The organism is Ramlibacter sp. (assembly GCF_041916345.1).
Classification (GTDB): domain Bacteria; phylum Pseudomonadota; class Gammaproteobacteria; order Burkholderiales; family Burkholderiaceae_C; genus Ramlibacter.
This window is the reverse complement of the sequence record NZ_JAYRZR010000090.1, coordinates 1-10488: the sequence shown is the minus strand read 5'-3', so window position 1 is coordinate 10488 and position 10488 is coordinate 1. Positions and strand designations below refer to the sequence as shown.

Sequence of the window (10488 nt, the reverse complement as noted above, 5' to 3'; positions counted from 1 at the left end):
TTAGGGTGGGGTGCAACCCCAGCGCTTCCATCGAGCCCCCACCCCCACCCCCTGCGCCAAAGCCTGCGCCGCCTCTACAGCTACCTCTGGCGCGAAACGCTGGAGCTGCAGCGTGACCCTGTGCGCGGCGCGCTCGCGCTGCTCGGCTCGCTGCTGATGATGACCGTCATCGGCTACGGCGTGAGCATGGACGTGAACACCCTGCGCTTCGCCGTGCTCGACGGCGACCAGACGCAGTTGAGCCGCAACTACGTGCTCGACCTCTCCGGCTCCCGCTACTTCATCGAGGCGCCGCCCCTGACCGACCACGCCGACCTGGACCGCCGCATGCGCGCCGGCGAGATCGCGCTGGGGCTGGAGATCCCGCCCGGCTTCGCACGGGACCTCGCGCGCGGGCAGCCGGTGCAGATCGCGGCCTGGGTCGATGGCTCCATGCCGCAGCGCGCAGAGACCGCGCTGGGCTACGTGCAGGGCATGCACCAGCACTGGCTGCTGGCGCAGGCGCGCGAGCACACCGGTGCCACGCCCGTGGGTCTGGCCGACGTGGAGACCCGCTTCCGCTACAACCCCGACGTGAAGAGCCTGCCTGCCATGGTGCCGGCGGTCGTGCCCATGCTGCTGCTGATGCTGCCCTCCATGCTGGCCGCACTGGCGGTGGTGCGCGAGAAGGAGCTGGGCTCCATCCTCAACTTCTACGTCACGCCCACCACACGGCTGGAATTCCTGCTGGGCAAGCAGGTGCCCTACATCGTGCTGGGCATGCTGAATTTCGCGATCATGACGCTGGCCGCCGTCACCGTGTTCGGCGTGCCGCTCACCGGCAGCCTGGCCACGCTCACTCTCGCGGCGCTGCTGTTCACGGGCGTCTCCACCGGGCTGGGCCTGCTGGCCTCCACCGTCACCCGCAGCCAGATCGCCGCCATCTTCATCACGCTCGTCGGCACGCTGCTGCCGGCGGTGCAGTTCGCGGGGCTGATCAACCCGGTGGCCTCGCTGGAGGGCGCGGGTCGTGTCATCGGCGAGATCTACCCGGCCAGCCACATGTTCACCATCAGCCGCGGCGTCTTCAGCAAGGCGCTGGGCTTTGGTGATCTGCACGCGGAATTCGCGGCGCTGGCGCTCTCGGTGCCGGTGGTCCTGGGGCTGGCCGTCGCGCTGCTGCGCAAGCAGGAGAAGTGAGCATGCGCCGCGCGGGGCCGATCTGGCACTTGGGGGTGAAGGAGCTGTGGAGCCTGTGGCGCGATCCGATGATGCTGTTTCTGGTCGTGTTCGCGCTCACCTTCGCGGTGTACTCCGCCGGCACGGCCATGCCGGAATCGATCCACCGGGCGGCCATCGCCGTAGTGGACGAGGACGACTCCGCGCTCTCGGCGCGCATCGTCTCGGCCTTCTATCCGCCGCATTTCGCGCCGCCGCAGCGCATTGCGCTCACTGAGGTGGACCCCGCGCTGGACGCGGGCCGCTACACCTTCGTGCTGGTGATCCCGTCGAACTTCCAGCGCGATGTGCTGGCGGGCCGCGCCCCGGCCCTGCAGCTCAACGTGGACGCCACGCGCATGAGCCAGGCCTTCGTGGGCAGCGGCTTCATCCAGCAGATCGTGCTGGGCGAGGTGGCCGAGTTCGTGCAGCGCCATCGCGCGGTGGCGGTGCAGCCGGTGGAACTGGTGCCGCGCGTGCGCTTCAATCCCAATCTGGAGCCGGGCTGGTTCGGCGCGCTGATGGAGCTGGTCAACCAGATCACCATGCTCGCGGTCATTCTCACCGGCGCCGCGCTGATCCGCGAGCGCGAGCACGGCACGGTGGAGCATCTGCTGGTGATGCCGGTCACGCCCACGCAGATCATGCTGGCGAAGGTGTGGGCGATGGGCGTGGTGGTGCTGTTTGCTTCCGCGCTGTCGCTGCAGGGGGTGATCCGCGGGCTGCTGCAGGTGCCGGTGGAAGGCTCGGTGCCGCTGTTCCTGGCCGGCGCGGCGCTGCACCTCTTCGCCACCACCTGCATGGGCATCTTCCTCGCCACGGTGGCCCGCACCATGCCGCAGTTCGGCCTGTTGATGGTGCTGGTGATGATGCCGCTGGAGCAGCTGTCAGGCGGCCTCACCCCGCGCGAGAGCATGCCGCAGTGGATCCAGTTCGTGATGCAGTTCGCGCCCACCACGCACTTCGTCGACCTGAGCCAGGCCATCCTGTTCCGCGCCGCCGGCCTGTCGGTGGTGTGGCCGTCGTTCGCGGCCCTGTTCGTGATCGGCGCCGCGCTGTTCGCGCTGTCGCTCGCGCGCTTCCGGCGGACGATCGGGGGGATGGGGTAGGGCGTTGCCCCCCTGCTCGCGCGCTGCTCCGGACTGTTCTGGGCTGTTCGTAGTCTGGGGTGTCAACCCCAGCGTTTTCGGCTGCGCACCGATGCTGCAGGTCAACGAACGAAACGCTGGGGTTGCGCTGGCGCTCCACCCCAGCCTACGCAACAGCCGTAGGGGTAGCCTCAGCGGCAGGTGAAACAATCGACTCCCCATGCACCCGCACCGCCTGAAGTTCACCGTCGTCGGCGCCGGCCCGGTGGGCCTGGCTAACGCCATCCTGCTGGCACGCCGCCATAAGGTGGTGGTGCTCGACACCGATCCGACCTGCGTGGCTCGACTCAACGAGCGGCAGAGCCCGGTGCCGGAGGCCGCCCTGCAGCACGCCCTGGCTCACGAAGACCTGCACATGCGGGCCACGCTGGACAAGGCCGACGCCTATGCGGGAGCCGGCCATGTCGTCGTCTGCGTCCCCACACCGGCCGATGCCGCCACTGGCGGCATCACCACGACGGCACTGGAGGCCGTGATCGCGGATGCACGAGCGCTGGCTCCGGCGGCCCGGATCGTGATCCGGTCCACCGTGCCCATCGGTTTCACCCAGCGGATGCGCGCGCGGCATGACTTCGATGGCATCCTGCACGCACCGGAGTTCCTGCGTGAGGGGCATGCGCTGCACGATGCCTCGCACCCCAGTCGCATCGTGGTGGGGAGCGAATCATCCGCGTCCTTCGAGTGGGCCGACTTGATGCTTCAGGCCACGGGTCACCGTGATGCGCCGGTGCTGGTGATGCGCGACAGGGAGGCCGAGGCGGTGAAGCTCATGGCCAATACCCTGCTGGCCGCGCGCGTGGCGCTGTTCAATGAACTGGATACGCTGGCTGCCAACCTGGGCCTCCGTGCAAACGACGTGCTGCGCGGCATTTGCCTGGACCCCCGCATCGGCGACCACTACAACCATCCGTCCTTCGGCTTCGGCGGGCCGTGCCTGCCGCGCGATGCCGCGCAGCTTGCGCAGACGCAGGGCGCGACTTCACTCGTGCTGCTGCAGTCCGTGCTGACCTCGAACGCCGCGCGGGTGGACTACGTCGTCCAGACGATCCTGCAGCGGCGGCCCGGGGTGGTGGGGCTGTATCGGCTGGGCATGAAGGCGGGGTCAGGCAACCTGACTGACAGCGCCATGGTGCGGGTCATGCGTGGGCTTCGCGCGGAGGGCGTGCAGGTGCTGGCCCATGAGCCGACGCTGGACGCCGAGGCGCTGGAGGGTTGCCCGTTGGTGAAGGACATCGAGTCGTTCAAGGCCCGGTGCGACCTGATCGTCGCCGATCGGGTGGATGCGGAACTGGATGACGTGATGGATCGCGTGTTGACGCGGGACCTGGGTGGGCCGCGGTGACGGAGGTGTGTTTCGGCTTTCGGTGTTCGTAGGCTGGGGTGTCAACCCCAGCGTTCTCGCTTGCGTGGCTACGACGCGGGCCAACGAGCGAAACGCTGGGGTTGCGCTGGCGCTCCACCCCAGCCTAAGGAGACTCCACCCGAGCGTACGGAGACTATGCCTTACGCTCCGGCGTACCCGGCCGGGTTGCCGCTCTGCCAGCGCCACGAATCCGCGCACATCTCGTCCAGGCCGCGCCGCGCCTGCCAGCCCAGCAGCTCCCGGGCGCGGGCGGGGTCGGCGAAATACTCGGCCACGTCGCCGGGGCGGCGCGGGGCCACCTGATACGGCACGGGCCGGCCGCATGCGCGTTCGAAAGCGTGCACGACGTCCAGCACGCTGGAGCCCTTGCCGGTGCCCAGGTTCAGCGTGAACCCGGGCTGGCCAGCCAGCAGCGCGCGCACCGCGGCCACATGGCCCTCCGCCAGATCCTGCACGTGGATGTAGTCGCGGATGCCGGTGCCGTCGGGCGTGGGGTAGTCGTTGCCGAACACGCTGAGGCGCTCGCGCCGGCCCACGGCCACCTGGCTCACGAAGGGCATGAGGTTGTTGGGGATGCCCGAGGGATCCTCGCCGATCAGGCCGCTGGCATGCGCGCCCACGGGGTTGAAGTAGCGCAGCACGCCCACGCGCCACGCAGGCCGTGCCACCACTGCGCAGCCGAGCATCTCTTCAACGGTGAGCTTGGTCTGAGCGTAAGGGCTGCTGGGGCGCAGCGGCGCCGACTCCCGCACGGGCACCTCATCCGGGTCGCCATAGACGGTGGCCGTGCTTGAGAACACGAAGGCCGGCAGCGGCGCTGCGCCGGCATCCACCGCGGACTCGATCGCCTGCAGCAGGCTCAGCGAGCCGCCCACGTTCTGCCGGTAGTATTTGAGCGGCTGCGCCACGCTCTCGCCCACGGCCTTGACGCCCGCGAAGTGCACCACGGCCGCGGGGGTGTGGCGCGTCACGACCGATTGCACCCAGGGCGTGTCAAGCACGTCACCGCGTTCGCAGACCGGGGTCATGCCGGTGATGCGCGCCAGGCGGTCCAGCACGGCGGGATGGCTGTTGGAGAAGTTGTCGAGGATGACGGGCGTGTAGCCGGCCTCGACGAGGGCGACGAAGGTGTGACTGCCGATGTAGCCGGCACCGCCGGTGAGGAGGATGGTGGGGGACATGAAGGGCTCTTTGGGGGAGTCAATGCTACCGAAGCGGGATGACACGAGCGCGGCCGATTAACGGTATTCGTAGGCTGGGGTGTAACCCCAGCGGTTTTTTTGGGGCGAATGAAAAACGCTGGGGTTGCGCTGCGCTCCACCCCAGCCTACGGGGCCGATTCATCGCAGCCGCGTCGATCGCGGCGGCCCATTCCGCCATTCAATCACGTGTCATTGTTTCGGCCCCAAAAACAAAAAACCCGGGGAAAACCCCGGGCTAACGGATATGCATCCGCCTTGAAGTCACTTGATGAGAAACTTGTCGCGGCTCTTGCCTTTTTCTTCGGCTTCCTTGATCCAGGCGGGCGCGCGGCCACGGCCCGTCCAGGTGTCGCCGGTGGTGGGATTGCGGTATTTCGGGGCCACCTTGGCGCCGGTGCCGCGCGGCTTGCCGGCGGATTTGCGCGTGGTCTTGGGCTGGAAGCCCGAGGCGCGGAGGTGATCGAACAATTCCTCCAGCCCGATATCGTGGTCGCCCATCGTCTTGACGATGGAATTCAAGGCGTCCTTGATTTCAGCCTGGCGCTGCTGTTCAGCTTGTTCCAGCAGGCGCGCGGCCTGTTCCTGCAATTCCTTGTAAGAAGGCATTTGTCTCGCTTTGGGTGTCAAAGAGCTACGGGGAAGTACAGCTTGAATGGCGCGATTATCTCGCGTGGGCGGAATTTAACATGATCGGCAAATGAAAATGCCTATTCGGCCGCACAGAGCCTTGCCACGGCCGGGCTGGCGTGGCGCATGCGGCACAATCCGCCGTTCAACTGAACGGTCTGCCTTCGTGAATCGAATTTCCCGCCGCGCCTTGCTGGCCGCGCTGCCCTGGCCCTGGGTTACCGCCCAGGCCCAGAAGCCTTCCGCCCCCGCCTCATCCGCCCCCGCCCGGCCCGCCGCGGCCGCCCCCGCGCCCATCTTCGTGCTGAATTCGCTGGACGCAGATGTCTCCGTCATCGACCCCGTGACCTGGCGCGAGGTGAAGCGCATTCCCACCGGCAAGGAGCCGCACCACCTGTACCTGACGCCGGACGAGAAGTCGCTGATCGTGGCCAACGCCGTCTCGGACACGCTGACGTTCATCGACCCGCGCACGGCGGAGGTGCAGCGCACGGTGCGTGGCATTTCCGATCCGTACCAGCTGCGCTTCTCGCTGGACATGAAGTGGTTCGTCACCGCCGCCAACCGCCTGAACCACGTGGACGTGTACCGCTGGGACGGCAAGGACCTCACGCTCGCCAAGCGCATTGCCACCGGCAAGACGCCCAGCCACGTGTGGATCGACAGCCGCAGCACCACCGCCTATGTGTCCATGCAGGACAGCGACGAGCTGGTTGCCATCGACCTGCCCACCCAGGTGCTGAAGTGGCGCACCAAGACCGGCCCCATGCCGGCTGACGTTTTCGGCACGCCCGACGACAAGTACATCCTCGTGGGGCTGACCGGCAGCGACAGCGTGGAGGTGTTCGACGTGACCGGTGCTGCGCCCAAGGCGGTGCGGCGCATCAAGACGGGCGAGGGCGCGCACGCGTTCCGCTCGGCCGGTGACCGGCGCCATGTGTTCGTGAGCAACCGCGTGGCCAACACCATCAGCAAGATCGACCTGCAGAGCTTCGAGGTGGTGGACACGCTGCCCGCGCCTGGCGGCCCGGACTGCATGGAAGTGACCACCGGCGGCAAGCTGGTGCTGGTCACCTCGCGCTGGATCCGCAAGCTGAGCGTGATCGACACCGAGACGCGGCAGGTGGTGCGCCAGGTGAACGTCGGCAAGTCGCCGCACGGCGTGTGGACGCTGGATCACGCGCCGCGGTGGTAGCAGGCGCGGCCTCGCGATGCGTTTCATGCCCCCCACGCAGCCTCTTCCCCCCCGTAGGCTGGGGTGGAGCGAAGCGCAACCCCAGCGTTTGAACCAGGATGGTCGGCGCGCGATGCTGGGGTTGCACCCCAGCCTACGAAAACCAATCCCACGAAGACCAGTCCGGGGGTTGCTGCTCCTGCTGCTCCTCCCCACCACCACCATCGCCTGCCCCAAGCCGGTCTACCTCACCTTCGACACCGGCCACATGGAGGTGGCGCCGCTGATCGCCGAAACGCTGAAGCGCCACGACGTGAAGGTGACCTTCTTCGCCGCCAACGAGAAGACGAAGCAGGGCGACGGCAGCCTGGGTGACCACTGGGCGCCCTGGTGGAAGGCGCGGGCCGAAGAAGGCCACGCCTTCGCCTCCCACACCTGGGACCACATGTACTGGCGGGCCGATCTGCCCGGCGGGCGCTTCAAGGTGCGCAGCAGCGCCGGGCCGGATGCCGGGCGTGACCAGACCGTCACAGCGGCCCAGTACTGCGAGCAGATCCAGCGCGCGGCGGACCGCCTGCAGTCCCTCACCGGCCAGAAGCCCTTGCCCGTGTTCCGCGCACCGGGCGGCAAGACTTCCCCCGCCTTCCTGGCCGCCACTCAGGCGTGCGGCTGGCGGCATGTGGGCTGGGCGCCGGCGGGCTTTCTGGGAGACGAACTGCCCAGCGAGACTTACCCGAACCAGACGTTGCTGGCCAAGGCCCTGCGCGACATCCGCCCCGGCGACATCCTCATGGCCCACCTGGGCATCTGGTCCCGCAAGGACCCCTGGGCACCCGCCGTGCTGGAGCCGCTGATCACCGGGCTCAAGGCCAAGGGATTCTGCTTCGCCACTTTGCGCGAGCACCCAGACTTCAAGTAGGCTTGTCTGCCCCCGTAGGCTGGGGTGCAACCCCAGCTCCCCGCGCTGCATCACTGCCCATGCCCCTGGACCTCTTCGACCACGCCCAATCCTGGCTCTTCGAGCACGCCACGCAGCCGCTGATGGTGTGGCTGGGCCTGTCGAACCTGCTCGAATCCGGCTACGCCGCCACCGGCTGGCTGCTCGTGGGCGTGGTGCAGATCGCCATCCTCGTCGCCCTCATCGGCCCGCTGCAGCGCTGGCGCCCGGTGGAGGCGGTGACGGACCGGCAGGCGATCCGCGTGGACATCCTCTACACGCTGATCCATCGCCTGGGGCTGTTCCGGGTGGCGATGTTCTTCACCGTGCAACCGCTCTTCGACAGCTTGTTCGGCTGGCTGCGCGTGCAGGGTGTCAGCACCTTCCACCTGGATCAGCTCTGGCCCGGCGTGACCGACGCGCCATGGATCAGCTTCCTGCTGTACCTGATCGTCTTCGATTTCGTGGACTACTGCATCCACCGCGGGCAGCACCAGTTCAACTGGTGGTGGGCGCTGCACTCACTGCACCACTCGCAGCGGCAGATGACCATGTGGTCCGACAACCGCAACCACCTGCTGGACGATGTCATCCGCGATTGCATCCTGGTGGTGGTGGGCCAGCTCATCGGCGTCAGCCCGGGCCAGTTCGTGGCCATCGTCGCCATCGCGCAGCTCAGCGAAAGCTTCCAGCACGCCAACCTGCGCCTGCACTTCGGCCGCATCGGTGAACGGCTATGGGTCAGCCCGCGCTTCCATCGCCTGCACCACAGCGTGGGCATCGGGCACGAGACCGCGGGCAAGGGCACGCTGGGCGGCTACAACTTCGGCGTGCTGCTGCCCTGGTGGGACATCCTGTTTCGCACCGCCAACTTCGAGATCCGCTACGACCCCACCGGCGTGCGCGATCAGGTGGAGCAGGGCCGGGACTACGGGCGCGGGTTCTGGGCGCAGCAGTGGGCGGGGGTGCGGCGGTTGGTGGGTAGGTGAGGGGCCGAGTACAAGCTTGTCCCCTGTAGGCTGGGGTGGAGCGGAGCGCAACCCCAGCGTTTCGGGTGCGCCACGGAAACCGCTGGGGTTGCGCTATCGCTCCACCCCAGCCTACGAAAACCACGAAAATTCCACCACACCCGGCGAGAATCACCCCCATGCCCCTGGACTTCGCTCCACTCGAAGCCATGCGGGCGCACCACCCGGCGTGGCGATTGCTGCGGTCGGACCACGCTTCGCTGGTGGCCAGCTTCCTGCACCGAGCCTTCGTGCAGCCCAACGTGCGCCACATGCCCGCGGCCACGCTGGCGGAGGCGCTGGATGACGAGCTTTACGCGTTGCGGCAGCAACTGGGTGACGATGCCTTCCCGCGTGCCGCCATGGAGTACCTCAACGACTGGGCGGCGCCCGACAAGGGCTGGCTGCGCAAGTTCTACCTGCCCGGCACCGACGAAGCGCACTTCGACCTGACGCCCGCCACCGAGAAGGCCATCGCCTGGCTGCTGCAGCTTTCGCAACGCCAGTTCATCGGGACGGAGTCACGCCTGCTCACGCTCTTCGAACTGCTCAAGCAGATGAGCGAAGGCGCCGAGGCCGACCCCGCCGTGCGCGTGGCCGAGTTGCGCAAGCGCCGCGACGAGATCGATGCCGACATCGCCCGCGCGCTCGCCGGCACGCTGCCGCTGCTGGACGACACCGCGCTGAAAGAGCGCTTTCAGCAGTTCACGCAGATGGCGCGCGACCTGCTGTCGGACTTTCGCGAGGTGGAGCACAACTTCCGCCAGCTCGATCGCTCGGTGCGGGAGCGCATCGCCCTGTGGGACGGCGCCAAGGGCGCGCTGCTGCAGCAGATCCTGGGCGAGCGCGATGCCATCGCCGAATCGGACCAGGGCCGCAGCTTCCGCGCCTTCTGGGATTTCCTGATGTCCAGCCAGCGGCAGGAGGAGCTTTCTACCCTGCTGGACCGCGTGCTGGCCCTGCCGCCCGTGGCGAACTTGCAGCCCGAGGCGCGCATGCGCCGCGTGCACTACGACTGGCTGGAAGCCGGTGAGCACACGCAGCGCACGGTGGCCCAGCTCTCGCAGCAGTTGCGCCGCTTCCTGGACGACCAGGCCTGGCTGGAGAATCGCCGCATCATGGATTTGCTGCGCAGCATCGAGACCCGCGCTGTCGGCCTGCGCTCGCACGGCCACACGGCCAGCCTGCCCACGCCGATGATGACCATCGACGAACCCGCCGCCCGCATCGATCTGGCCATGGAGCGCCCGCTGTACGCCCCGGCGCACAAGCCGTCACTGGCTGGCGTGGTGCCGGTGGATGCTGACGAGGCGCCCGATGACGCATCGCTGTACCAGCAAGTGCGCGTGGACAAGGCTCGGCTGGCCCGGCACATCCGTCAGGCGTTGCAGCAGGCCACGCAGGTCACCCTGCGCGAACTGGTGGCCACCCAGCCGCTGCGGCAGGGCCTGGCCGAACTGGTGGCCTACCTGCAGCTGGGTGACGAGACGTTCCGCGTGGCCGTGGATGAATCGCACACCGAAGCCATCCCCTGGAACAGCGTGGACGCCGCCGGCCAGCCCACCCAGCGCGTGGCCCGCCTGCCGCGCGTGATCTACGTGAGGTGAGCCGTGCAAGACGAGCTGCATGCCCTGCCCGCGCCCGCGCCCCCACCGACCGGCGCCGCACCCGATCTCTCCGTGCTCGCCATCACGCTGCTCAAGGGCGTGCTGTACCGCGAGCAGGATGAGGCCCTGTGGTCCGCCTTGCTCACGCTGCAGGCCCGCGTGCGCGACTACGTGGCCGTGCTGGGCCTGGACCTGGTGCTGGACGAGGCCGAGGGCTACGCCTTCG

General features: G+C 68.1%; 10 protein-coding genes. 8 read left to right on the top strand and 2 right to left on the bottom strand.

Features of this window, described 5'->3' with window-relative positions:
* From ACE3T5_RS17910 to ACE3T5_RS17900, 3 genes are all read left to right on the top strand, one after another.
* On the top strand, positions 1 to 1179 hold a 1179-nt coding region (locus ACE3T5_RS17910; RefSeq protein ID WP_374669467.1), incomplete at its 5' end, for an ABC transporter permease.
* Between the two features lie 2 nt (positions 1180 to 1181).
* Positions 1182 to 2306 (top strand): ABC transporter permease, encoded by a 1125-nt coding sequence (locus tag ACE3T5_RS17905; protein ID WP_374669466.1) that lies wholly within the window; start codon positions 1182 to 1184, stop codon positions 2304 to 2306.
* A 199-nt stretch (positions 2307 to 2505) separates the two neighbouring features.
* Positions 2506 to 3687, top strand: coding sequence for a nucleotide sugar dehydrogenase (locus ACE3T5_RS17900; RefSeq protein ID WP_374669465.1), 1182 nt, complete (start codon positions 2506 to 2508; stop codon positions 3685 to 3687).
* Positions 3688 to 3848: 161 nt separating this feature from the next.
* On the opposite strand, the gene galE is transcribed toward ACE3T5_RS17900, so the two are convergent.
* Both galE and ACE3T5_RS17890 read right to left on the bottom strand, forming a co-directional pair.
* Positions 3849 to 4889, bottom strand: a complete 1041-nt coding sequence (galE, locus tag ACE3T5_RS17895; RefSeq protein ID WP_374669464.1) for a UDP-glucose 4-epimerase GalE — start codon at positions 4887 to 4889, stop codon at positions 3849 to 3851.
* A 282-nt stretch (positions 4890 to 5171) separates the two neighbouring features.
* Positions 5172 to 5516: an H-NS family nucleoid-associated regulatory protein gene (locus ACE3T5_RS17890; protein WP_374669463.1), complete on the bottom strand. Its 345-nt coding sequence runs from the start codon at positions 5514 to 5516 to the stop codon at positions 5172 to 5174.
* A gap of 187 nt (positions 5517 to 5703) precedes the next feature.
* Between ACE3T5_RS17890 and ACE3T5_RS17885 the strand changes: the two genes are divergently transcribed.
* The 5 genes from ACE3T5_RS17885 to ACE3T5_RS17865 form a co-directional block, all read left to right on the top strand.
* The gene (locus ACE3T5_RS17885) at positions 5704 to 6732 is read left to right on the top strand and encodes a YncE family protein (RefSeq protein ID WP_374669462.1); all 1029 of its coding nucleotides are present in this window, start codon (positions 5704 to 5706) and stop codon (positions 6730 to 6732) included.
* Between the two features lie 169 nt (positions 6733 to 6901).
* The gene (locus ACE3T5_RS17880; RefSeq protein ID WP_374669461.1) at positions 6902 to 7630 is read left to right on the top strand and encodes a polysaccharide deacetylase family protein; all 729 of its coding nucleotides are present in this window, start codon (positions 6902 to 6904) and stop codon (positions 7628 to 7630) included.
* A gap of 59 nt (positions 7631 to 7689) precedes the next feature.
* Complete coding sequence (locus tag ACE3T5_RS17875) at positions 7690 to 8637, top strand: sterol desaturase family protein (RefSeq protein WP_374669460.1); 948 nt, start codon at positions 7690 to 7692, stop codon at positions 8635 to 8637.
* 158 nt (positions 8638 to 8795) lie between these two features.
* Positions 8796 to 10262 carry a DUF3375 domain-containing protein gene (locus ACE3T5_RS17870; RefSeq protein WP_374669459.1) on the top strand — a complete coding sequence of 489 codons (1467 nt, stop codon included), beginning with the start codon at positions 8796 to 8798 and terminating at the stop codon, positions 10260 to 10262.
* Positions 10263 to 10265: 3 nt separating this feature from the next.
* Positions 10266 to 10488: DUF4194 domain-containing protein (locus tag ACE3T5_RS17865; protein WP_374669458.1), on the top strand; the 223-nt coding region annotated here is incomplete at its 3' end.